At 70.4% G+C, this 20,678-nt stretch carries 23 protein-coding genes, 3 tRNA genes, 1 other RNA gene and 1 pseudogene; 15 read left to right on the top strand and 13 right to left on the bottom strand.

Going from position 1 to position 20,678, the window contains the following annotated elements; all coding sequences use genetic code 11:
* Positions 1–112: 112 nt before the first annotated feature.
* Entirely contained in the window at positions 113–676 is a 564-nt protein-coding gene (locus BJ999_RS00330; protein ID WP_179831380.1) for a helix-turn-helix domain-containing protein, read from the bottom strand.
* A 316-nt stretch (positions 677–992) separates the two neighbouring features.
* On the opposite strand from BJ999_RS00330, the gene BJ999_RS00325 reads away from it, so the two are divergent.
* Both BJ999_RS00325 and BJ999_RS00320 read left to right on the top strand, forming a co-directional pair.
* Positions 993–1,664: a B3/B4 domain-containing protein gene (locus BJ999_RS00325; protein ID WP_229810062.1), complete on the top strand. Its 672-nt coding sequence runs from the start codon at positions 993–995 to the stop codon at positions 1,662–1,664.
* The gene (locus BJ999_RS00320; RefSeq protein ID WP_179838242.1) at positions 1,664–2,539 is read left to right on the top strand and encodes an EamA family transporter; all 876 of its coding nucleotides are present in this window, start codon (positions 1,664–1,666) and stop codon (positions 2,537–2,539) included. Before BJ999_RS00325 ends, BJ999_RS00320 begins: the two co-directional genes overlap by 1 nt.
* Before the next feature lie 141 nt (positions 2,540–2,680).
* Here the strand turns inward: BJ999_RS00320 and BJ999_RS00315 are convergent.
* The 3 genes from BJ999_RS00315 to BJ999_RS00305 all read right to left on the bottom strand — a co-directional run bounded on the left by BJ999_RS00315 (position 2,681) and on the right by BJ999_RS00305 (position 3,691).
* Positions 2,681–2,768 (bottom strand) — tRNA-Ser (locus BJ999_RS00315).
* Between the two features lie 10 nt (positions 2,769–2,778).
* Positions 2,779–3,216, bottom strand: coding sequence for a tRNA adenosine(34) deaminase TadA (gene tadA / locus BJ999_RS00310; RefSeq protein WP_179838241.1), 438 nt, complete (start codon positions 3,214–3,216; stop codon positions 2,779–2,781).
* Between the two features lie 37 nt (positions 3,217–3,253).
* Entirely contained in the window at positions 3,254–3,691 is a 438-nt protein-coding gene (locus BJ999_RS00305; RefSeq protein ID WP_179831379.1) for a tRNA adenosine deaminase-associated protein, read from the bottom strand.
* Between the two features lie 186 nt (positions 3,692–3,877).
* Between BJ999_RS00305 and BJ999_RS00300 the strand changes: the two genes are divergently transcribed.
* Positions 3,878–5,197: an alkaline phosphatase family protein gene (locus BJ999_RS00300; protein WP_179831378.1), complete on the top strand. Its 1,320-nt coding sequence runs from the start codon at positions 3,878–3,880 to the stop codon at positions 5,195–5,197.
* A gap of 24 nt (positions 5,198–5,221) precedes the next feature.
* On the opposite strand, the gene BJ999_RS00295 is transcribed toward BJ999_RS00300, so the two are convergent.
* Both BJ999_RS00295 and BJ999_RS00290 read right to left on the bottom strand, forming a co-directional pair.
* Positions 5,222–5,707 carry a tRNA adenosine deaminase-associated protein gene (locus tag BJ999_RS00295; RefSeq protein ID WP_179831377.1) on the bottom strand — a complete coding sequence of 162 codons (486 nt, stop codon included), beginning with the start codon at positions 5,705–5,707 and terminating at the stop codon, positions 5,222–5,224.
* 154 nt (positions 5,708–5,861) lie between these two features.
* Positions 5,862–6,188 (bottom strand): hypothetical protein, encoded by a 327-nt coding sequence (locus BJ999_RS00290; RefSeq protein WP_179831315.1) that lies wholly within the window; start codon positions 6,186–6,188, stop codon positions 5,862–5,864.
* 77 nt (positions 6,189–6,265) lie between these two features.
* Between BJ999_RS00290 and upp the strand changes: the two genes are divergently transcribed.
* The 7 genes and pseudogenes from upp to BJ999_RS00255 all read left to right on the top strand — a co-directional run bounded on the left by upp (position 6,266) and on the right by BJ999_RS00255 (position 12,529).
* Positions 6,266–6,904: a uracil phosphoribosyltransferase gene (gene upp, locus BJ999_RS00285; protein WP_179831376.1), complete on the top strand. Its 639-nt coding sequence runs from the start codon at positions 6,266–6,268 to the stop codon at positions 6,902–6,904.
* Between the two features lie 165 nt (positions 6,905–7,069).
* Positions 7,070–7,330, top strand: a complete 261-nt coding sequence (locus tag BJ999_RS00280) for a hypothetical protein (protein WP_179831375.1) — start codon at positions 7,070–7,072, stop codon at positions 7,328–7,330.
* A 101-nt stretch (positions 7,331–7,431) separates the two neighbouring features.
* The gene (locus BJ999_RS00275; RefSeq protein WP_179831314.1) at positions 7,432–7,590 is read left to right on the top strand and encodes a hypothetical protein; all 159 of its coding nucleotides are present in this window, start codon (positions 7,432–7,434) and stop codon (positions 7,588–7,590) included.
* Between the two features lie 7 nt (positions 7,591–7,597).
* Positions 7,598–8,107, top strand: a pseudogene (locus BJ999_RS00270) (PH domain-containing protein); the annotation flags it as partial.
* A gap of 654 nt (positions 8,108–8,761) precedes the next feature.
* Positions 8,762–10,204, top strand: a complete 1,443-nt coding sequence (locus tag BJ999_RS00265) for a helix-turn-helix domain-containing protein (protein WP_179831373.1) — start codon at positions 8,762–8,764, stop codon at positions 10,202–10,204.
* 213 nt (positions 10,205–10,417) lie between these two features.
* On the top strand, positions 10,418–11,116 hold the full coding sequence (locus BJ999_RS00260; protein WP_179831372.1) for a FadR/GntR family transcriptional regulator: 699 nt from the start codon (positions 10,418–10,420) through the stop codon (positions 11,114–11,116).
* Between the two features lie 165 nt (positions 11,117–11,281).
* Positions 11,282–12,529: a CynX/NimT family MFS transporter gene (locus tag BJ999_RS00255; protein ID WP_179831371.1), complete on the top strand. Its 1,248-nt coding sequence runs from the start codon at positions 11,282–11,284 to the stop codon at positions 12,527–12,529.
* Here the strand turns inward: BJ999_RS00255 and BJ999_RS00250 are convergent, their stop codons facing one another.
* The 3 genes from BJ999_RS00250 to BJ999_RS00240 form a co-directional block, all read right to left on the bottom strand.
* Positions 12,530–12,838, bottom strand: a complete 309-nt coding sequence (locus BJ999_RS00250) for a type II toxin-antitoxin system VapB family antitoxin (protein ID WP_179831370.1) — start codon at positions 12,836–12,838, stop codon at positions 12,530–12,532. It lies immediately after the preceding gene.
* A gap of 139 nt (positions 12,839–12,977) precedes the next feature.
* Positions 12,978–13,367 carry a cytidine/deoxycytidylate deaminase family protein gene (locus BJ999_RS00245; protein WP_179831369.1) on the bottom strand — a complete coding sequence of 130 codons (390 nt, stop codon included), beginning with the start codon at positions 13,365–13,367 and terminating at the stop codon, positions 12,978–12,980.
* A 58-nt stretch (positions 13,368–13,425) separates the two neighbouring features.
* Entirely contained in the window at positions 13,426–14,364 is a 939-nt protein-coding gene (locus tag BJ999_RS00240; RefSeq protein WP_179831368.1) for an SMP-30/gluconolactonase/LRE family protein, read from the bottom strand.
* Between the two features lie 76 nt (positions 14,365–14,440).
* On the opposite strand from BJ999_RS00240, the gene BJ999_RS00235 reads away from it, so the two are divergent.
* Positions 14,441–14,893, top strand: coding sequence for an Lrp/AsnC family transcriptional regulator (locus BJ999_RS00235; RefSeq protein WP_229810061.1), 453 nt, complete (start codon positions 14,441–14,443; stop codon positions 14,891–14,893).
* Positions 14,894–15,033: 140 nt separating this feature from the next.
* Here BJ999_RS00235 and BJ999_RS00230 read toward each other — a convergent pair whose 3' ends face one another.
* Positions 15,034–15,783, bottom strand: coding sequence for a class I SAM-dependent methyltransferase (locus tag BJ999_RS00230; RefSeq protein WP_179831367.1), 750 nt, complete (start codon positions 15,781–15,783; stop codon positions 15,034–15,036).
* A gap of 136 nt (positions 15,784–15,919) precedes the next feature.
* Here BJ999_RS00230 and BJ999_RS00225 point away from each other — a divergent pair, with 136 nt between their 5' ends.
* The 3 genes from BJ999_RS00225 to BJ999_RS00215 all read left to right on the top strand — a co-directional run bounded on the left by BJ999_RS00225 (position 15,920) and on the right by BJ999_RS00215 (position 19,268).
* On the top strand, positions 15,920–17,125 hold the full coding sequence (locus BJ999_RS00225) for a cytochrome P450 (protein WP_179831366.1): 1,206 nt from the start codon (positions 15,920–15,922) through the stop codon (positions 17,123–17,125).
* Positions 17,126–17,166: 41 nt separating this feature from the next.
* A complete protein-coding gene (locus BJ999_RS00220) occupies positions 17,167–17,910 on the top strand; it encodes a class I SAM-dependent methyltransferase (protein ID WP_218934876.1) in 744 nt (247 codons plus the stop codon).
* A 611-nt stretch (positions 17,911–18,521) separates the two neighbouring features.
* Positions 18,522–19,268 (top strand): tRNA-dependent cyclodipeptide synthase, encoded by a 747-nt coding sequence (locus BJ999_RS00215; RefSeq protein WP_179831365.1) that lies wholly within the window; start codon positions 18,522–18,524, stop codon positions 19,266–19,268.
* A gap of 157 nt (positions 19,269–19,425) precedes the next feature.
* On the opposite strand, the gene BJ999_RS00210 is transcribed toward BJ999_RS00215, so the two are convergent.
* The 3 genes from BJ999_RS00210 to BJ999_RS00200 all read right to left on the bottom strand — a co-directional run bounded on the left by BJ999_RS00210 (position 19,426) and on the right by BJ999_RS00200 (position 20,511).
* Positions 19,426–19,500: transfer RNA gene (locus BJ999_RS00210), tRNA-Met, on the bottom strand.
* A 568-nt stretch (positions 19,501–20,068) separates the two neighbouring features.
* Positions 20,069–20,156, bottom strand: a tRNA-Ser gene (locus tag BJ999_RS00205).
* Between the two features lie 10 nt (positions 20,157–20,166).
* Positions 20,167–20,511, bottom strand: a complete 345-nt coding sequence (locus tag BJ999_RS00200) for a DUF952 domain-containing protein (protein WP_179831364.1) — start codon at positions 20,509–20,511, stop codon at positions 20,167–20,169.
* 58 nt (positions 20,512–20,569) lie between these two features.
* On the opposite strand from BJ999_RS00200, the gene ffs reads away from it, so the two are divergent.
* An RNA gene (ffs, locus tag BJ999_RS00195) (signal recognition particle sRNA small type) lies at positions 20,570–20,665 on the top strand.
* Positions 20,666–20,678 lie beyond the last annotated feature (13 nt).

Below are 20,678 nucleotides of genomic sequence, written 5' to 3'. Positions count from 1 at the left end.
CCCGGCTGCGTGCCCTGTGGCCGCCACCGGCCGCGTGCCACCCGGGTCCGTGCCTGGGGCCTGACCGCACGCGCGTGCTGGTTCTCACCCGCACGCAAGGGGCGAGGGCTGGTCAGAGATCGAGGACGGCTAGGACGAAGCGGACTTCCTCTTCCCCCGCGTTGCCGTAGGAGTGGGGGCGGTCGCCTACGAAGACGGCGGCCGTGCCGGCCTCGATGAGGTCCGTTCGGCCGTCCACGCCCAGGGTGAGCGCACCCTCCTGGACGTACACGATCTCCTTGGTGCCAGGTACGTGAGCGTCGCTCTCGCGCGTCTCGCCGGGCTGGAGCACCCAGTTCCACAACTCCAGCGACGGCCGCGGATCGCTCCCGGCCAGCAGCGTTCCCGTCCCGCCGTGCTCGCCCTGCCACAGCACGACGTGCCGTTCCGGCCGGAACATCCGCACCGGAGGCTCCTCCTCGACCTGCACGAGCCGGGTGAGCGGCACCCCGAGCGCGTCGGAGATCCGGATGAGCGTCCCCAGGTTCGGGTTGCCGCGCCCCTGCTCCAGCCCGACCAGCACGCCCTTGCTCACCCCCGCGCGCCCGGCGAGCTCGTCCAGGCTCCATCCGTGCCCGGCACGCAGGGCCCGCACCGTCCGCGCCACGGCCTCGCCGATCGCCTCCTGCCCGCTCAAGCGCCCTCCAGCCGCCTCGTCCCGGTCCGCCGCCCGCCAGTCTCCCGCACTCCGAGGCGCGTCGACGTCGCGCGCTCCGGCATCAGCCACGTGGAGTGCGGCCGGCCAAGGGCCGCGGACCCCGCCGAGCGCCTCGACCGCACCCTCAACGCCGGCGGTGAGATCGCCCATGCGTGGGACGACCCCCGGAGGAGATCAAGACGTGAGGTCCGCCGCCGGGACTGGAATCCGTACGGCCGGACGTTGCACCGTTTTGGACGGCCACGGACGGTCGGTATGATGATACGCGGATGTCATTAAAGTGACCGTGCGGAGGATGCGGATGCTGGAGCGGATCGTGGTGGACGAGGCCGTGCGGGAGCTGCGTCCCGATTTCGCCGTCCTCGTCATGACCGCCGAAGGACTGGAGAACGGCCCGAGCGACGAGGTCGGCGAGGGATGGCTGGCCGAGGCGGCGAAGGCGGCGGACGCTGACGATCCGCACGTCGAGGCGTGGCGCGAGGCCTACCGGGCGTTCGGGGCCAAGCCGCAGCGCACCCGGCCCTCGGTGGACGCGCTGCTGCGCCGCGCCGACGCGCTCCCGTCCATCAACAGGGTCGTGGACGCCTACAACGCGGTGAGCGTCGAGTACGCGCTGCCCATCGGCGGCGAGGACCTGGACGCCTACCGGGGCCCGGCGCGGCTGGTCAGAGCCACCGGCGACGAGCCGTTCGACGTGATCGCCGGCGGTGAGCCCGCGGTCGAGCACCCGAACCCCGGCGAGGTCGTCTGGCGGGACGACCAGGGCGTCACCTGCCGGCGCTGGAACTGGCGCCAGTGCGTCCGGACGCGGCTGACGGAGACCACGAAGAACGGCCTGTTCCTCCTCGAACGCCTTGAGCCGTACCCCCTCGACCGGCTGGCCGAGGCGGGCGACCGCCTCGCGGACCGGCTGCGGACGATCTCGCCCGGGGTACGGATCGAGACCAGGCTGATCGGCGGGCGGTGATGGTCACGGTTCTCGCCCTGGCCGCCGCCCTCGCCTACGGGGTCGCCGACTTCCTCGGCGGAACCGTGACCCGCGGGTCGACCGCGATCAGAGCGCTGACCTGGTGCGTTCCGATCGGGCTGGCGGTCGTGCTGGTGTCGGCGCTGCTCACCGGCGGGGACGTGAGCGCCGGGCCGATGGCCTGGGGGTTCGTGGCCGGCCTCTGCGGCGGCGGCGGGCTGATCGCGTTCTACCGGGCCCTCGCGCGGGGGCCGATGAGCGTGGTGGCGCCGGTGTCGGCGCTGGCCGCGGCCGTGATACCGGTGGCCGTGGGCGTCGCTCAGGGCGAGCGGCTGGACGCGTCGGTCCTGCTCGGCGTCCTGCTCTGCCTCGTCGCGATCGGCCTGGTCAGCATGGAGGCCGGCGGGGAGAAGGAGCCCGCCGCGGGATCGGGCGGGCGGCGGCTCCTGGACTCGGGTCCGGTGATGGCCGGCCTGTCCGGCAGCTGCTTCGGTGTCTTCTTCGTCCTGCTGAACGAGGCGGGGGACGGCACCGGGCTCTGGCCGATCGTCGGCGCCCGCCTCGGCAACCTCGCCATCGTGGTCGTCGCGCTGCTGTTCCTGGCGGCCCGCGGCGGCAACGCGGGCCCGAAGCTGTCCGGACGGACGCTGATCGTGCTGGCGCTGCTGTCCGGCAGCCTGGACGCGGGGGCGAACGTGCTGTACTTCCTCGCGGTCCACAGCGGCATGCTCAGCCTCGCGGCCGTCCTCACGTCCCTCTACCCGGCGATCACCGTCCTGCTGGCGAGAGTCGCCTACAGCGAGCGCCTGCGGGCCGTCCAACGCGTCGGCATGGCCGTCGCCGTGGCCGGCGTCGCACTCGTCACGGTCGGCTGAGAACCTTCGTCCGCCTCATATCAAGCCGAGGTGACCTGGAGGTCTCTCGGGCCCGCAGGCAGAGAAGGGCCGGCCAGGAGCTGGAGGATGCCCGTCAAGCGCGAAGGCCGCCGGCCCGGCGTCGGGCGGCGGCCTTCGTGGTGGCGGTGGTGGTGGGATTCGAACCCACGGAAGCTTGCACTTCACACGCTTTCGAGGCGTGCGCCCTCGTCCACTAGGCGACACCACCGCGGGAGAGCCTACCCGACTCTGCGGCGCGCGAAGAACTCGATAAGCGGGGCGGCGCACTCCTCGGCCATCACCTCGGCGATCACCTCGGGGCGGTGGTTGAGGCGCCGGTCGCGGACGACGTCCCACAGCGATCCGACCGCACCCGCCTTCGGGTCGACCGCGCCGTAGACCACGCGGTCCAGCCGAGCCTGGACGGACGCCCCGGCGCACATCGTGCAGGGCTCCAGCGTCACGACGAGCGTGCAGCCGGACAGCCGCCAGCCGCCGAGGACCGCCGCCGCCCGCCGCATCGCGACGATCTCCGCGTGGCCGGTCGGGTCGGCGGTCCGTTCGCGCTCGTTGCGGCCCGTTCCGATGATCTCGCCGGAGGCGTCCAGGACGACGGCGCCGACCGGGATCTCGCCGTCGGCGGCCGCCTCGCGGGCCGCGTCCAGGGCCCTGAGCATCGCCGGCCGGAACGTCGCGACGACCGGATCGCGCGCGTCAGTCACGGAGGTGGTCGAACTCCTCGCCGAATCCGGCCCGCTCGGCGACGACGAGAAGCGCGTCGCCGGGCAGGGAGCGCTCGCCGAGCTCGCGGAGCCGCTTGGCGTCGACCCCGAGATCTTCGAGCAGGGACGCGTCGCCCGCGGCGTCGCCGTCCGGCACCTCGCCGACGAGCTGCTGGAACAGCGAGCCGAGCCCGTCCTCGCGGACGGCGGAGATGTAGGGGCGCGGCTCGTCGTTGCCGTCGAGCCGGACGATCGCGAACCAGTCGTCGTCCTGCTCGACCAGCAGCACGACCGGGTCGCCGTAGGACTCGACCGCGGCCTCCCGCATCAGGTCGGCGACGTCGTCGACGCTCTCCGCCTCGTCGAGTACGGCCTCGGCCCCGACCCAGCCCTGGGGGGTCTGCGCGAACACGGCGGCGAAGTAGGACACGTGCTCATTGTGACCCAGACGGTCTGTCCGCTCACACCCCCCTGTGCGCGGGAATCGGTGGCCGGGGTGCCCGGAAGCGGTTGTGAATAAACTTCGCGTCTTGTCCGGTGACGGACGCCCGGCGTCCTTCCCCCGGTTCACGCGAGTCCGCATACTGCTCAGCGATCGCGATCCGGGAGGAGTGCCATGGGTGCGGACGAACTGACCAGACGCGGGTTTCTGGCGGGGACGGCGGGCGCCGCGGCGGTCATCGCGGCGGGCGCCGTCTCCGGGTCGTCCGCCCAGGCCCACGCGGCGGAGCAGGCCGCCGCCAGGCGCGCCCCCGTCGCCGAGCTGCCCGATCCAGAAGAGTCCGGAATCGACCACATTGTCGTGGTGATGATGGAGAACCGGTCCTTCGACCACTACATGGGCTGGCTGCCCGGTGCCGACGGCCGCCAGGCCGGGCTCACGTTCACCGACGCCGACGGCAACGCGCACGACACCCACCACCTGAAGGTGCCGTGGGGATGCGGCTTCAGCGACCCGGACCACTCCTACCAGGGCGGGCGAACCGAGTACAACGGCGGCAAGTGCGACGGATGGCTGCGCGCCGGCGACAACGACGTGTTCTCCATCGGCTACTACGAGGGCCCCGACCTCGGCTTCCACGGCCACGCCGCCCTCGACTGGACGGTCTGCGACCGCTACTTCCCGGCGATCATGTCGTCCACGTTCCCGAACCGGATCTTCCAGCACGCCGGGCAGACCGACCGGACCTCCAACTCCCTGACGATCTCCGAGACCACCACGGTCTGGGACCGGCTCAAGGCCAGGGGGATCTCCTGCCGGTACTACTTCAGCGACGTGCCGTTCACCGCGCTGTGGGGCCTGCGGCACCTCGACATCAGCCGGAACATCGCCGAGTTCCGTGACGATGCCCGCAACGGGCGGCTGCCCGCGGTCAGTTTCGTCGAGCCCGGCTTCCTCGGCGAACTGCTCCTGCCCGGCATGTCCGAGGACGAGCACCCGCTCGCCGACATCCGCTTCGGCCAGGCGTTCCTCAACGAGGTCTACACCGCGCTCGTCACCTCGCCGAACTGGCCCCGGACCCTTTTCGTCATCAACTACGACGAGTGGGGCGGGTTCTTCGACCACGTCCCGCCGCCGGAGGGACCCGACCCGCGGCCCGACCTCGGCACGGGGCTGCGCGGCTTCCGCGTCCCCTGCCTGCTGATCTCCCCGCGGGCGCGGCGCGGGGCCGTCGCGCACGAGGTCTACGACCACACGTCCGTCCTGAAGGCGATCGAGTGGCGCTGGGGCCTGGAGCCGCTGACCGTGCGGGACGCCGCGGCCCGCAACATCGCCGAGGTCCTGAACTTCACCGACCCGCCCGACACGCACGCGCCCCGCTACGACGCGAAGCGCCCGATCAGCCTCGGCTGCCTCGACCCCCGGCACAGCCACACCGGCGACGACTGGGCGGGTCTGAGCGACTACGCCCGGCGCAACGGCTTCCCCCGCTGACCGCCCGTCATGGCGGCGGGCGGGTCAGGGGACGGCGTCGAGGGCGCGTTCGAAGGCCGGGGCGAAACCGATGCGGCCGGCGATGCTGAGGAGCATCTCGTCCGGGTAGAGCTCCAGGTCGCCGGAGATCGCGCCGAGCTCCATCTCGTCCAGCCCGAGGTCGGCGAAGATCGACATGTCGCCGACCGGGAGGACCTGGTCGAGCTCCTCCTCGTCCGGGATGGGGATGTCCAGGTAGTCCAGCACCTGGCGGGCGAGCGGCCAGTCGACCGAGGCGGTGACGTCCGACAGGAACACCATGACCTCGTCGCCGAGCAGGCGGATCGCGACGAAGAAGTCGTCGCCGACTGAGACCAGCCCGACCGTGCCGCCAAGGCTCGGCTGCTGGCGCAGGGCATGGATCAGCCCCGCGAGGTCCTCGGTCAGCGCGACCGGAAGGATCTCGGCCTCCCAGCGCTCGTCTTCCCGATACACCACAACGGCGAAGTCCGTCGCGTCCACATCCGTCATTTCCACCCCACCGGCACGTCTCCTGCCAGGGCATGGTCGCAGATGCGGCGCGCACGCGCGTGCCCCACCACCAAACTCGCCGCCGCACCCGGAGGTGAGACCGGGAGTCAGCGCCGATCACGGTGCCCGGCGGCATGAACCTAACCGATCCGGATCAATTGATGCGGAACGTGCGGCGGCGAAGTGCCGCGTGGATCCGCGCGCGGCGCGACCGGTGCGGCGTCACGCGGCGGCGCAGCTCGCGGGCCTCGGCGAGTTCGCGCAGGAAGACCGCCCTGCGGCGCAGGTGCTCGCGCACCTGCTCGGGAGAGATGTCGCCCTGGGGCCCGGGACGCCGCGGGGCGCCCTCGGCTGTGACTTCGGTCACCGCGGAGTCGGGGGCCGGGGGGTCGCTGTCGGGAGCCGAGGCGGGAGCGGGCGGATCGGGCGCGGATTCCCGGGCCCGCGAGCCGCTCGGCTGCTGATCGCTCTCGCTGTTCATACCGCCATCCTGCCCAGCTCAGCGGCGACCTATCCTGGCGCCCCGAACCGCCCGGCGGGGTGGGCTACCGTGAGCGCATGCAGACCCTCGCCGTCGACCACCCGCTCGTCGCGCACAAGCTCACCACCCTTCGGGACGTCCGCACCGACTCCCCCACGTTCCGCCGCCTGGCCGACGAGCTGGTCACCCTGCTCGCCTACGAGGCGACCCGCGACGTCAGGGTCGCCGAGGCCACGGTGCAGACGCCCCTGGTCCCGGCGGAGGGCGTCCAGCTCGCGAGCCCGAAGCCGCTCGTCGTGCCGATCCTGCGCGCCGGCCTCGGGATGCTGGACGGGATGACGCGGCTGCTGCCCACCGCCGAGGTCGGCTTCCTCGGGATGATCCGCGACGAGGGCACCCTGCAGGCCCAGACCTACGCGACGCGGCTGCCGGACGACCTGTCCGGGCGGCAGTGCTACGTCCTCGACCCGATGCTCGCGACCGGCGGGACGCTCGCCGCCGCCATCCGGCTGCTGTTCGAGCGCGGTGCCGACGACGTCACGGCGCTCTGCCTCCTCGCCGCGCCCGAGGGGCTGAAGTACCTGGAGCAGGCGTTCACCGACATCTCGGCGCCCATCAAGGTGGTCACGGCCGCGATCGACTCCCACCTCAACGAGCAGGGCTTCATCATGCCCGGCCTCGGCGACGCGGGGGACCGGCTCTACGGCGTCGTCTGACCCCTCCGGCAGGAGTCGGTTTCCCCGACGTGACCTGCGATGTTCGTTCCTGACGGCAGGGGGTACCACCACCTCTACGGAACGCGAGCGCGCGTTCCCCTCCGCCGTCCCGGCACAGGGGACCGTCACGGACCGGGCGGCGCGAGCGAGCTTCGGGGACACATGATGGCTCACCCAGGGGACGGCGACCTGCCGCGCTACACCGAGATCGGGGAACGGCTCACCGAGGAGTTCCACGAGGTCCACAGTGCCGACACGGTGGAACGGTGCGTCTCCGCCGCGCGTTACGGCGCCGAGGAGGTGACCGGATCGGCTCCGCCCGACCTCGTGGAGCGGATCGCGCGCCGGCATCTGGAGGTGCTGGCGACGGTCGCGGCCGAGAAGCGCCGCAAGGCGCGCCGCTCCTCGCTGGACAACGCGCCCTGACCCACGGGCGGGCGCCGCGCGCCGTCGCGCTGCTTTGCCGCCCGTGTGGGCTGTGCGAAACTGAAACCGGGGTCCGTGGGTCAACGCTCCGGGAGGCAGTTGTGCCGGCCAAGAAGTACATCACGTGGGCCGCCATGGCTTTCGTGGCGTTCTACGTCATCACGCAACCGGACGGCGCGGCCCAATCGGTGGAGAACGCGGCAACGGGCATCTCCTCCGCCGCAGACTCCCTCGCCACTTTCGTCAACTCGCTCGCCTGAGGTCGGCATGAGACTCGTGACCCCCGGCGACTCCGCGCCGGCGTCCGTCAACAAGTACCTGCTCCCCCACGAGAACCAGGTGATCACGGTGCGGCGCCACCCGGCCGTGCTGATGGTCCCGGTCGGCCTCCTGCTCGGCGGCCTCATCCTCGCGGGCCTGCTGAGCCAGACGCTCGCCGAGAACGGCGGCTCGGTCTTCAGCTGGGTCTGGTGGGGCTGGCTGATCCTGCTCGCCTGGTTCGTGTGGCGGGTCGCGGAGTGGTCCGTCGACTACTTCGTCATCACCAACCAGCGGATGCTGCTCACCACCGGCCTCATCACCCGCAAGGTCGCGATGATGCCGCTGGCCAAGGTCACCGACATGAGCTTCAAGCGGACGATCGCGGGCCGCATGCTCGGCTACGGGGAGTTCGTCCTGGAGTCCGCCGGCCAGGACCAGGCCCTCACGAACGTGCCCTTCCTGCCCTACCCCGAGCAGCTCTACCTCGAAGTCTGCGAGATGATCTTCCCGAACAAGAACCCGGCTCCCGAGGAGGCGCTCCCCCCGCCCCCGCCGCCGCGCCGGCGTCCGGCGGAGGACGCCTCCGACGCCGACGCGCAGGACGCTCCCACCGCCACGCTGCCCAAGGGCGACGACCCCGACGGGGAGATCTAGCTCCGCGCCGTTCCTGACACGGGAAAGCCGGGCATCACGGTGCCCGCCTTTCCCGTTGCCGCGGGGGCCGATGAGGCGTCTGTGGTGATCTGAGACCATTGAGGACGGCCGGACGCCCCGGAAGCACGTCAGCGACCGGCACGCCGGACCCCGGGCCCCGGCGATCCGCAGGCGGCACCCGTCCGGCACCGGCCGATACCGCTGGGAGCGATCCCAACCTCGCGAAACGTGCGGCCGATCGTCCGGTACTGGCCGGAAAGCGCGGTCGGCTGATCAATATCGGCGGACTCTGCGATCTTGCCCGGACGGTCGGATACCGTCGGCGAATGACAGACGTCGCGATCGACGGGAGGGCCCGCCGGCGCGAACCGGTGAATCTCACCGAAGCGCCGTTCGCGCGGGCCTTCCGGCCGGTCTCTTCTCCTGCCGCTTCCTTGCTCTCGATGTGTGATAACCCGCAATGTGCAATCATGTCGGCACCCCAGCCGCCTGTTTACTTCCGCTAAGTGAGTCCACATGCCGGGTCCAGGCAACGTCGGCGAACGTGTCCGCAACCTGCGGCTGACCAGACGCTTGTCGCAGGCACAGCTCGCCGGTCACGACCTTTCCGACAGCTACATCTCTTTGATCGAGTCGGGCAAGCGCACGCCGACGCCGACCGTCCTGCGCATGCTGGCCGAGCGTCTCGGCTGTACTCCCGAGTACCTCGCCGAGGGCGTCGAGCCGGAGCAGCGCGCCCATCTCGAGGTGCGGGAGCGGCACGCCCATCTGGCGCTGCTGCGCGGCGACCCCGCCACGGCCGAGGCCGGGTTCGACGAGGTGATCGCCCGCAGCGACGACCCCGACCTCACGGCCCGCGCCCGACTGGGCCGCGCCCGCGCCCTTGAGGAACTGGGCCGCACCGACCGCGCGATCGAGCTGTTCGAGGAGCTGCGCGAGCAGGCCGAGCGCGACCCGGGCAGGGCGAGCTGGCTGCCCCCGGTGATCGCGCTGGCCCGGTCGTACCACACCGTCGGCGATCTGGGGCAGGCCGTCGCGCTGGGCGAGCGCGCCCTCGAACGGCTGGAGCGGCTCGGCCTCCACGCCGGCCACGAGTACACCGAGGCCGGACGCATCCTGCTGCTCGCCTATGTGGATCGCTCCGATCCGGTCCGCGCCCACGAACTCGGGCGGCGCCTCCTGCACCCCGATGGGTCCAAGGACGCCGAGCCGCTGAGCGTCCACTACCAGCGGGCCAGCATGCGGGCGCTGGACGAGGGGGCGGTCGGCGACTCCCTGTACTTCGCCGACCAGGCCCTTGCCGCCCGCACGGACACGACCCCCACGCAGGCCCACGCACGCCTCGCCCTCGCAGGAGCCAAGGCGCTGCTCAGGGGTGTCGAGCCGTTCTCCGTAGCCGCGCCGCCCGGCGCCGCACCGTCCGGTGAGTACGGGTTCGAGCGCCCGCGCCAGGAAGGGACCCGCGAAGCGGCCCACGAGGCGCTCACCCTCCTCCAGGACGTGACCGGTCTCGACGACGCCGAATCCACCGAAGGCACCATCGCCAAGGCCCGCGCGCTCGTCCTCGTCGGCGACCTGGACGAGGCGATCGCCGCGCTCGAACAGTTCCTCGACACCGGCATGGCGCTCGCCGCCCCCACGAGCGAACACACCATGGCGCTCCAGCCCGCCAACGAGCTTGGCGTCCGCACCCAGAAGACCGTTCTGGCCCGCTTGGTCCTGGCTCGCGCACGGGTGGCCCAGGGCAACACCACGGCCGCCCAGGTCGTGCTTCGCGCCGCCTCGGAACAACTGTCGACCCTTCCCGAGGGACGTCCCGCGGCGCACCTCTACAGGGAACTCGGCGAACTCTACGAACTGATCGAATCTCCCGACAACGCCGCCACCGCCTACCGTCAGGCCCTGGAGGCGGCCGGTCTGTCGGTCTTCAACCGCGTCGCCCTGAGCGCCCGGCACTAGATCGTTCGCGGGCAGGGCGAGGCGGCCGCGACAACGCGTGCCGCCTCGCCTCGCCGTCGGGTGTGCCATTCGATCACCGAGCGCGGAGCCATGACCGCTGGGATCGGCGCTGCCCGAACGTCTCCATGACCCTGAGCGGTGGGGCCGGAATAAACCGAGGGTCATGGATGTCGTATGATTAAACATGGGATGACTGGTTGACTGGAGGTTCGGGTGACTCTGCGGACGGCACGGCGGTCGTCGCTGGTCGACCAGGTGATCGACCAGCTCAGGGGGGAGATCACCGGGGGCGGGTGGCCGGTGGGCGCCAAGATCCCGCCGGAGCCGGTGCTGTCGGAGACGCTCGGGGTCGGGCGCAACACCGTCCGGGAGGCGGTGCGGGCGCTGACCCACGCGGGGCTCCTGGAGAGCCGCCAGGGCGACGGGACGTACGTGCGCGCGACGAGCGAGCTTTCCGGGGCCGTCCGGCGGCGGCTGGAGACCGCGGAACTCGTCGAGATCCTTGAGGTCCGGCGGGGGTTCGAGGTGGAGGCGGCCAGGCTCGCCGCCACCCGGCGCACGGACGCCGACATCGCCGCCATCGCGGTCGCGCTCGCGCGCCGGGACGCGGCATGGGCGGCGGGCGAGCACTCGGCGTTCGTCGAGGCGGACCTCGAATTCCACACCGCCGTCGTCGAGGCCACCCACAACCGCGTCCTGACGGACCTGTACCGCGACTTCAGCGCGGCGCTCCGGGCCAGCATCGGCGCGGCCGGGAGCCTGCTCGAACACGCCGACGTCCCGCACGGCCCCATCGCCGCGGCCATCGAGGCGGGCGACGCCGACGCCGCCACCCAGGCGACCCACGCGTGTCTCGACCAGATCCTCGCCTCGACCGTCCCCCTGTCCGGAACGGCTCCGCAGGAGACCTAGCGCGGTAGGCGCAAGCCCGCACCATGACCGGGGGCGTGACCCGCCCACCTCATGGGGCGGCCGTCAGGGTGCCCGGCGACCGGCAGGGCACGGGCACCGGAACGCAGCAGAACCAGCTCGGCGCAGCAGAACCTGTGCTCGAAGCGACCGAACAACGAAGGTGACATGAACAGCTCTACGACTCCAGGTTCCCGGGCCGCGGCCGTGTGGTCGCTCGTCGGCCTGGTGCTGCTGACGATCAACCTGCGTGCCGCGATCACGGGGATCTCGCCCGTGCTCGGCGACCTGCGCGACGCGTTCGGGCTGTCGGGCGCGGAGGCGGGCGTCCTCACCACGCTCCCGGTGCTGTGCCTGGGCGTGTTCGCGGCCGTCGCGCCGGTCGTCGCGCGGCGGTTCGGCACCGAGACCGCGATCGCCGGCTCCCTCGTCATGATCACGACGGGGATCGTGCTGCGGGTGGTGCAGTCCCCGGTCTCGCTGTTCGTCGGAACGGTCCTGGCCGGCGCGGGGATCGCGATGGGCAACGTGCTCATGCCGGCCGTGATCAAGCGCGCGTTCCCGTCCCGCCTCGGCTCGCTGACCGGGCTCGCGATGATGCTGATGGCGGCCAGCGGTGCGATCGCCGCCGGGCTCGCGGTGCCGCTGGAGGAGGCGGGGGGCTGGCGGCTCGCGCTCGCCGTCTGGGCCGTTCCGTCGCTGGTCGCAGCGCTCGTATGGGGCCCGCTCGCCCTGCGCGGCCGCCGCGCCCCGACGCCGCCGGTCACCGCCCCGCGCGCCGGAGGATCACTGCTGCGCTCCCCGACGGCCTGGTTCGTCGCCGGGTTCATGGGCCTGGCGTCGCTGATGTTCTACGTGCTGATGTCGTGGCTTCCGGAGGTCATGCGCGACGCCGGCTATCCGGCCGCGACCGCCGGGATGATGGTCTCCACCATGATGATCGTCGGGATCCCGCTGGGCTTCCTGGTGCCGGTGTTCGCGGCCCGCCTGCGCGACCAGCGCCCCCTCGTCCTCGCCGTCGCGGCCACGATGGTCGTCGGCCTGGTCGGGCTGCTGCTCGCCCCCGGGTGGACGTGGGTCGTGATCATCGGCATCGGCACCGGCAGCGCGTTCCCGCTGGCCTTCACGCTGCTCAGCCTCCGCTCACCGACCCCGGCCGCCGCCGCGAGCCTGTCGGGGATGGCGCAGACGGGCGGCTACCTCCTCGCCGGAACCGGCCCGCTCGCGGTCGGCGTCCTGCACGAGGTCACGGGTGGCTGGAACGTGCCATTGGCCCTGCTTCTCGTCCTGGTGGTCCCGGAGGTCGTGGTCGGCCTGCTGGCCGCCCGCCCCGGGTTCGTGCGCCCGGCCCACCCGGCGACGCCGCTGGTCGAGCCCAAGGCCCTCCGAGCACCGGAGCCCGCCCGTTCCCGCTGATCAGGACATGTCGACGGCGTCCAGGTCGAGGACGCGCGCGTGCAGGACGAGCCGCTGGTGCAGCGCCGCCCGGAGCGCCCGGTGCAGGCCGTCCTCCAGGTAGAGCTCGCCCTGCCACTGGACCACGTGGGGGAACAGGTCGCCGTAGAACGTGGAGTCCTTCGACAGCAGCGAGTGGAGATCCATCTCCCGCTTGGTGCTGACGAGCTGGTCGAGGCGGACCTGGCGAGGGGGGATCTTGGCCCAGTCCCGGGACGAGAGACCGTGCTCTGGATAGGGCCTTCCTTCACCCACCGCCTTAAAGATCACCCTTCGAGTCTACGGGCTCGCCAGTGCGCGGAGAAGGCGCGCAACAACATGCGTCACTCTGCTTTCCGGATTCGGTAAACCAGTTACCGCCCAGCTCAATACGTCCGTGACTTAGTACCGAACAGATGGGTGCGGCCGCTCACGACTGGTGGTCAGACCAGATGTAGGCGCCGGGAAGCAGTTCGGTCACGGGCACGGCGCGCAGACCGCCGTCCATGTCCACGATGACGCGGATGGTGGGGAAGTAGTCGAGGAGGATCTGCCGACACCGACCGCAGGGCGACATCACTCCGCGGTCGCCGTCCCCCACCGCGACGACCGTGTCCAGTTGGTGGGCGCCCTGGGCGGCGGCCGCACCGATCACGGCCAGCTCCGCGCACGGGCCGCCGGTGAAGTGGTGGACGTTCATCGCGGTGACGATCCGCCCGTCCCGCGCGCGAGCGGCGGCCGCCACCGTGTGCTCGTCCCCCCGGCTGTTCTCGGCGGCAACGCGCCCGGCCGCCCGAACAAGCTCCTGGTCGACCGTCATGTCCGCCTCCAGATGTCCAGAAGACCAGTATTGCCGGAAACAGAGCGGGACGGCGGGGTCAGCTCTCGATCACTTGCGGGGTTCTCGGGAGGCCGGTCACCGAGGTCACCGCCGAGTACAGGCCGGTCGTCGCGGTGATGAACAGGCGGTTGTTCTTGGGGCCGCCGAAGGTGATGTTGGAGACGGGCTCGGGGACGCGGATGCGCCCGATGAGGGTGCCGTCCGGGGCGTAGCAGTGCACGCCGCCCTCCAGGGCCGCCGCCCACAGCCGTCCGTCCCGGTCCAACCGGATGTTGTCGAACCGGGCGACGCCGTCGCGGGCCGCGGCGAAGACGTCGCCGTCCGAGAGCGTGCCGTCGGCGCCGACGTCGAAGACGCGGATGTGCGCCGCGCGGGTGTCGGACACGAAGAGGCGGCGCTCGTCCAGGGAGAACACGAGGCCGTTCGGCCCGCCGAACCCGTCCGCGACGAGGCGGACCTCGCCGGTCGCCGGATCGGCCCGGTAGACGTTGCAGGCGCCGATCTCGCTCTCGGCGCGGTGCCCCTCGTAGTCGCTGGTGATGCCGAAGTCGGGGTCGGAGAACCAGACCGACCCGTCGGAGCGCACGACCGCGTCGTTCGGGCTGTTGAGGCGCCTGCCCTGGTAGCGGTCGGCGATGACGGTGACGGTGCCGTCCGGCTCGGTCCTGGTCACCCGCCGATCGCCCTGCTCGCAAGTGATCAGCCGGCCCTGCCCGTCGAGGGTGTTGCCGTTGCTGTGCCCGGCCGGCGCGCGGAACGTCGAGACGGCGCCGGTCGCCTCGTCCCAGCGAAGCATGCGGTCGTTGGGGATGTCGCTCCAGACCAGCTGCCGCCAGGCGGGCAGGTAGAGGGGGCCCTCGGCCCAGCGTGCGTCCGAGTGCAGGCGTTCGAGGTGCTGGTCGCCATGGCAGCAACGTCCGGTGCGGAAGCGTTCGTCCAGAACCTCGTACATTCCGTCGGCTGCTTCCTTGGGCATGGTTTCCTCTCGCGCCTACATGACTGAATCTAGTTCAGAGCTACTTCGGGATGATCATACGCGATACAGTCATCCTGTGAGGAACGTGGATGACATCGATCGTCAGCTGCTGGAACTCCTCCAGCAGGACGCCACCCGGTCCTATGCGGCGCTCGGCACGGCGGTCGGCCTGTCGGCCGGGGCCGTCCACGAGCGGGTCCGGAAGATGCGCGAGCGGGGCGTCATCCTGCGGACCAGCGTGGACGTGGAGCCGGCCGCGCTCGGGCAGGGCGTGCTGGCCTTCGCCCTGATCGACTCCTCGGTCTGGATGGGCGACCGCGCAGCCGAGTTCGCCGCCATACCGGAGGTGCAGGAGGCCCATGTCGTCGCGGGCAGCGCGTCCGTGCTCGTCAAGGTGCGGACGTCGACGACCGCGCGGCTCCAGGACGTCCTGCGGCGGCTCTACGACATCCAGGGCGTCAGCGGGACGAAGGCGACGGTGGTCCTGGAAACGTTCTTCGAACGCCCCATCTCCCCGATCGGCCAGTGACGCCGTCCGCCGGACATGCAAGGCCGGTGCCCGCGTCGGGCACCGGCCTCGGTGTGGCGGAGGATGCGAGATCCGAACTCGCGAGCGCCTGCACGCAACACGCTTTCCACGTCTGCGGGCCAGGCTGTTGTTACCCGTAGTCAGGCGCCGGCTTCAAGGATCAGCGCGTGGGGGCGGGCGAGGTAGCGGGCCCAGTAGTCTTCCGGATGGAGCCGACGTCCCTCATCCGACAGGGTCGGACGGACCCAGGTCGCGGCACTGAACCCGCCGGCCCGGAGCGCCCGCTCATGCGTTGGCTTTGACCAGCGGTAGCCGTGCAGCAGGAAGTCGTGATCGTCGATCGACCCCGACAGGTCCACCGGCGCGCCGTCCGCCTCGTCGTCGGGCTCGCAGATGATGTCGAACCCGTACCGCTGGTAGTAGCCGGGTGCTCGGTCGTGGCCCGGATTGAGCACCGCCGCGACGAACCGGCCGCCGGTGGGTTTGAGCGCCTGCCTGGCCGTCCTGAAGATGCCGGTCAGCTCCTCCGCCGTCGCGGCGTAGGGGGTGAGGTAGACGCCGACGACCAGGTCGAAGGCGCCAGAGAGGTCCGGGCCCAGGCCGAGAGAGGCGTCGGCGGCGGCGTAGCGGACACCGAGCGGCTCGACCCGCTCCAGCTTCTCGGCGTGTTCGATCATGCCGGCGGAGGCGTCGACGCCGACCGCGCGGGCGGCGCCGAGGCGCCGGAGCCTGCGGGCGTAGACGCCACTGCCGCAGCCGAGGTCCAGAACCGCCAGGCCGTCGAGCGGCCCGATCTGGTCGAGGAGGCTGTGAGCCTCGATGTGCTCGCGGAACGGGAACCTCCGCGTGGTCTCCTCGTACGCCTCGGCGAGCGTGTCGAACTGGCTCATGATCACCTATCTCCCCCTTCGCTCACGTATAGTATCCCCTTGGCAACTCTAAGTGATAACCTTGGGATGGGATACCCCGCCGCGCCCCCCGATCGCCCCCGACACCATCGGATCACCCCGACGGCAAAGGACGCTGATGGACGACCACGCTCCCCCCGACCTCCCGCTTCGCTATCCCTTCGCCCTCGGCCCGCACGGGACCCCGCCGCCCGTCCTGGCCTGGGCCCGCGAGAACCGACCCGTCTGCCCCGTTACCCTGCCGAGCGGCGATCGGGTGTGGATGATCACGCGCAAGGACGACATCGCCCAGGTCTTCACGGACCGCCGCTTCTCGCGAGACCTGACCTATCCCGGCGCTCCGCGCTTCGTCGGCGCCGACTTCACCGTCGTTCCCGGCGTGATCTTCAACCTCGACCCGCCCGACCACACCCGGATCCGCCGCGTCCTCAACCCCTTCTACACGCCCGCCCGCGTCGAGCGGTATCGGCCGATGATCGAACGGCATGCAGACTCGCTGCTGGAGGCCATGGCTTCAGGCCGCGGCCCCGCCGACCTCCTCCAGGTCTACGCCGCGCCGCTGCCTCTGCGGGTCAGCTGCGAACTGCTGGACATCCCGATCGAGCACCGTGTGGAGTATCTGCACGCCTTCCGGACCCAGATCGCCCTCAACGTCGAGGCCGACCAGGTCGCCGCCGCCACCAAGACCACTCTGGAGTTCACCGAACAGGTCATCGCCGCCAAGCAGGCAGCACCCGGCGGCGACGACCCGGTCAGCGCACTCGTCCGGGCGCATCGCAACGGGACCATCAGCGAGCAGGAGCTCCACGGCACTGTCAGCTACCTGTTAGTGACCGGCTCCGACCCGCTGGTCTCGCCCGTCGCGACCGGAGTCATCACCCTCCTGCGGCACCGCGAGCAACTCGGTCGGTGCATTGCCCAGCCGGAGCTGTGGCCCAAGGCCGTCGAGGAGGTGCTGCGCTTCCACCACAACGGGGTCTTGGGCTATCCGCGCGTGGCCACGGAAGACGTCATGCTCCACGGAGTGCGCATCGTCGAAGGGGACGGCGTCTGCGCGCCGATGCTCGGAGCCACCTGGGACGAACGCCACTATCCCGACCCGGGCAGGTTCGACATCCATCGCACCACCGACGCCACCGCCACCTTCGGCGCGGGCCCCCACTTCTGCCTGGGTGCGGCCTTCTCCCGCCTCTACCTCACCATTTCCTTCCGGGCACTGTTCGAGCGCTTCCCAGGCCTCCGGTTGGCAGTGTCCGAACACGACATTCCCTGGCGGAACGACCTAGGGCAGACCCGTCCCGACCAGGTCCCGGTCTCCTGGTGAGGCACTCGCAGAAGGGCGGATCGATGGGACCGACGAGGCCCATGGCGGACATGCCGCGTGGAGGACCCTGCGCCGGATGGTGGGACCGCCTGTACGAGACGGACCGGCTGGAATACCTCGACCGGCCCGAGACGGCCGACAAGGCACAGCGAGTGCTCCGGGGCCTGCACCGCCTTCAGCGTCTGGGTGGGCTGTACCGAATCTGGGGCCGGTGGATCCAGGCAGAGATCGCCGGGTTGCCGGAACCACGAATCCTGGAACTCGGTGCGGGCTCGGGCGGGCTGGCCGAGCACGTGCTGGCCCGGCACCCGACCGCCCGCTGGACCGCCAGCGACATCTCGGCGCGGACCGTGCAGACCCTGCAGGCCGGACCGCTGGGGCGCCACCCTCGCGCGGAGACGGCGGTGATCGACGCCACCGGCATCGACGCCGAGACCGGATCATGGGATCTGGCAGTGTTCGCCTTCTCCCTTCACCATCTGCCTCCCACCGCGGTCCGGGCGGTCTTGCGGGAGGGTACGCGGGTGGCATCCCGCCTGCTGATCATCGACGGCTGGCGCAATCCGGCGTGCCTGGTCACCGGCATTCCCGTGGGGTTGCTCCTGGGAGGAGGGCAGCCACTCCTGCACGACTGGGTGATCAGCGCCCGCAAGTTCTACAGCGTCGATGCGCTGCACGCCCTGGCCTCTGACTGTGGAGAGGCCGTCACCATCCGCTGCAGTGTCATCATGCCCTTCTGGACGGTGGTCCGCGCCCGGCGGACCGAACAACGCACCGGGCCCTGACCGGCTGTACCTGCGGCCCCTGCAGGGACATTTCGCTGGACCAGGGAATCTCCTCGGGCGGCACCGTCGCCCGCTGCCCGTGCAGCCGTGTGCTCAGAGCCGGCAGAGCGGTGCGCAGGTCGGTACGCGTCAGGTAGACGCCAATGCAGAAATGCGTGCCGGTGCCGAACGACGATGGCCGGAATCGGCGCGGCCGATGTCGAAATCGTGGGGGACGCCGATGTGCCGCGGATCCCGGTCGTTCAACATCCCGGCAAATCCACCAGCCTTGAGATCGTCTGATCGATATCGATCTCTCGTTGGAGGCCGCCGTTCCCAGATACCGGGCGCGTTCGCCACACAGAACGAATGCAGGGAAGACGGATCCGCCACATTAATAAGTCCGCTCGCCGCCACCGATTTCCACAAACACGCCTTACACTACTCACCGTGAACGAGACATCGCGATGGGCATCCGCGGGTGCGCGAGTGCCTCGGGATGGTCCGCGATCAGGCCCCACCACGGCCGATTCGGGACAATTCCACGGGAAGCCGCCACCACACCCCTGCCCATCCGAGGAGAGCCTCGAAACACGCCCGAAAACCTCCGCAACGAACTGGCGGTCCCCCAGATGAACAAGACCTCGTCCACCCCCGCGGTCTCCTGTACGTCCACCCCAGGGATACCGATCGACGCGCAACCGTACATGCCCGCCTGCCGGCGACTGTTCGAGCAGGGCGAGCATATCCTCATCGGTGTGAGCCCAGAGAACAGCTACTTCAGCCGCGAGCGCATCGCGGCCCTGGTGAAATGGGCTCAGCCACGCTTCACCGGAATCGACATCATCTATGTCGACCAGCACATCGACACCATGTACGTCGCCTCCGGTTATACCCCGCAGAAGGCCGCCTCGAGTGCCACCCGGACCATCCGGGACACCCGGCGCCGCGTTCGGCAGGCGGTCGAGAGAGCGGGCGGTCCGGGGCCCCAGGTCCGCGTGCGCGCGCTCTCCGAGTGCATGGACCTGCCCAGCTATCAGGCGACCCGGCGGCGGATCGAGGAGTGCCTCAGCGCGGACGACCAACTCCGGCAGGCGTGCGAAGAGCACGTGCGGTACATCCTGCGGTCGCGGACCGACGACTCGCCGGCCTCCGCTGGAGCGGAGGCTGAGAAACTTCAGGCAGGACTCGCCTACCTGTTCGCGGAGATGCCCGTTCTGTTCAACACCCCGGAAATCCTCGGAGTGTCATCTTCGGTGTTCTGCTACCACAGCATCATGCCAGTCCTGCGGCACCTTTACGACTCCGCCATCCGCCACCAAGCCCAAGGTTACATCGTGGTGAAGCCGATCGAACAGGAGCTGGAGACACGCTCCTGACTCGGCGGCGAGCCCACAACGGAGGCGAATGACCCGGCAAGCAGGAAAAGGGCACGATCTCAAGCCGGCGTGCCTCCCCGCTGGGCCCAGGGTTCGGCGGCTACCGCGCCGACTGCCGAACCCTGGGACAACGGTCAACGACACGCCCGAAGGGAAGTGGCGGAGACGGGATTTGAACCACGCGACCTCTGGATAATGAGTCCAGCGAGCTACCGAGCTGCTCCACTCCGCCTTTGCCGAACACTTCTCACTGTTCGGCCGATGACATCGTATCGTCCCCTGAACTGATCTACCAGGGCCAATCGGCCTCCAAATATCCTTTCGCGTCCAGCGTTGTTTATCCAGCTCGGATAGTACGGAATGCCTAATTTCGGCGGGATGTCGAGAAGGCGGAGTCTTGTTATCCGGCCGACACCACGCTCCGCGCCTTTACGCGAAGCAGTGCCGCACCAGGAGGAGTCCGACTCGCATCCGCCTGGCGCGGACAGCCGGCCGCTCGGGTTTGACGCTGTCTGTTCCGAGACGAGCGGGGACGTCGGGTTGCTGGCACGGGGTCCTCGAACGGAGCCCTGCGCACACCGCCGGACGGCATGATCGACGGGAAGCCCACGCGCGTCACGAGCCGCTTCGTCGTCGCCGCACCTGCGGCGTAGGCGCAAGGCGCTCTGACGGGGCAGGCGTGTGCCGCCGTGCCCAAAGGCACCAGCGGTGACGATCTATTGAGACTGACGCTGTGACTAGATGCGCTGAGGGCGACACCCTCTGGGTGCCGCCCTCAGCGTGTTGTGCCTGGTGAAGCGTGGCGGAGGATACGAGATTCGAACTCGTGAGGGCGTGAACCCAACACGCTTTCCAAGCGTGCGCCCTAGGCCACTAGGCGAATCCTCCACCGGGAATCCTACCGGTTCTCGGGCAGTGACCTGACATCAATAATCGCGTCGACCGGGATCGATCCGTAGACGTGGGGGAACAGCTCGTCGCCGGCAGGCTCGTAGCGGACGGGCGCGTCGAGGCGGGAGACGTCGATGACCAGCAGGACCAGGTCGTCGCGAGGGACGTCGCCGTAGAAGCGGCCCAGGACGCCTTCCACCTGGGCGATATCGGACGAGCAGTGGATGAAGCCCTCCTCGTCCAGGGTCCGGCCCAGGGTGGACATGGTGTACGCCACGCCGGTGCTCTGGGCGGATTCCCAGTGGGTTCGTTCGGCGATGTGCAGGAGCGTGTCCTGGGGAGAGGCGGGCATGGGCGGAGACTACGCCGAATGCGTGGCGCTCCTGGGCCGGGGATGCCATAGACTTTGGTCAGACCCCTCGCACGGCGTCACCCTGTGAACCTCCCCAGGGCCGGAAGGCAGCAAGGATAAGCAGGCTCTGGCGGGTGTGCGGGGGGTCCCTTTAGTTTGACGGCGAC

It is taken from the genome of Actinomadura citrea, assembly GCF_013409045.1.
Lineage (GTDB): Bacteria > Actinomycetota > Actinomycetes > Streptosporangiales > Streptosporangiaceae > Spirillospora > Spirillospora citrea.
Note: the sequence above shows the minus strand (reverse complement) of the source record. Positions and strands in the feature narration are given on the sequence as shown.

Excerpts from the sequence above, each read along its gene's own strand:
- BJ999_RS00325 (WP_229810062.1), top strand. The coding sequence starts at position 993 with ATGCGGATGCTGGAGCGGATCGTGGTGGACGAGGCCGTGCGGGAGCTG.
- BJ999_RS00320 (WP_179838242.1), top strand. The coding sequence starts at position 1,664 with ATGGTCACGGTTCTCGCCCTGGCCGCCGCCCTCGCCTACGGGGTCGCC.
- tadA (WP_179838241.1), bottom strand. The coding sequence starts at position 3,216 with ATGCTCAGGGCCCTGGACGCGGCCCGCGAGGCGGCCGCCGACGGCGAG.
- BJ999_RS00300 (WP_179831378.1), top strand. The coding sequence starts at position 3,878 with ATGGGTGCGGACGAACTGACCAGACGCGGGTTTCTGGCGGGGACGGCG.
- BJ999_RS00295 (WP_179831377.1), bottom strand. The coding sequence starts at position 5,707 with ATGACGGATGTGGACGCGACGGACTTCGCCGTTGTGGTGTATCGGGAA.
- BJ999_RS00290 (WP_179831315.1), bottom strand. The coding sequence starts at position 6,188 with ATGAACAGCGAGAGCGATCAGCAGCCGAGCGGCTCGCGGGCCCGGGAA.
- upp (WP_179831376.1), top strand. The coding sequence starts at position 6,266 with ATGCAGACCCTCGCCGTCGACCACCCGCTCGTCGCGCACAAGCTCACC.
- BJ999_RS00280 (WP_179831375.1), top strand. The coding sequence starts at position 7,070 with ATGGCTCACCCAGGGGACGGCGACCTGCCGCGCTACACCGAGATCGGG.
- BJ999_RS00265 (WP_179831373.1), top strand. The coding sequence starts at position 8,762 with ATGCCGGGTCCAGGCAACGTCGGCGAACGTGTCCGCAACCTGCGGCTG.
- BJ999_RS00255 (WP_179831371.1), top strand. The coding sequence starts at position 11,282 with ATGAACAGCTCTACGACTCCAGGTTCCCGGGCCGCGGCCGTGTGGTCG.
- BJ999_RS00245 (WP_179831369.1), bottom strand. The coding sequence starts at position 13,367 with ATGACGGTCGACCAGGAGCTTGTTCGGGCGGCCGGGCGCGTTGCCGCC.
- BJ999_RS00240 (WP_179831368.1), bottom strand. The coding sequence starts at position 14,364 with ATGCCCAAGGAAGCAGCCGACGGAATGTACGAGGTTCTGGACGAACGC.
- BJ999_RS00230 (WP_179831367.1), bottom strand. The coding sequence starts at position 15,783 with ATGAGCCAGTTCGACACGCTCGCCGAGGCGTACGAGGAGACCACGCGG.
- BJ999_RS00225 (WP_179831366.1), top strand. The coding sequence starts at position 15,920 with ATGGACGACCACGCTCCCCCCGACCTCCCGCTTCGCTATCCCTTCGCC.
- BJ999_RS00220 (WP_218934876.1), top strand. The coding sequence starts at position 17,167 with ATGGCGGACATGCCGCGTGGAGGACCCTGCGCCGGATGGTGGGACCGC.
- BJ999_RS00215 (WP_179831365.1), top strand. The coding sequence starts at position 18,522 with ATGAACAAGACCTCGTCCACCCCCGCGGTCTCCTGTACGTCCACCCCA.
- BJ999_RS00200 (WP_179831364.1), bottom strand. The coding sequence starts at position 20,511 with ATGCCCGCCTCTCCCCAGGACACGCTCCTGCACATCGCCGAACGAACC.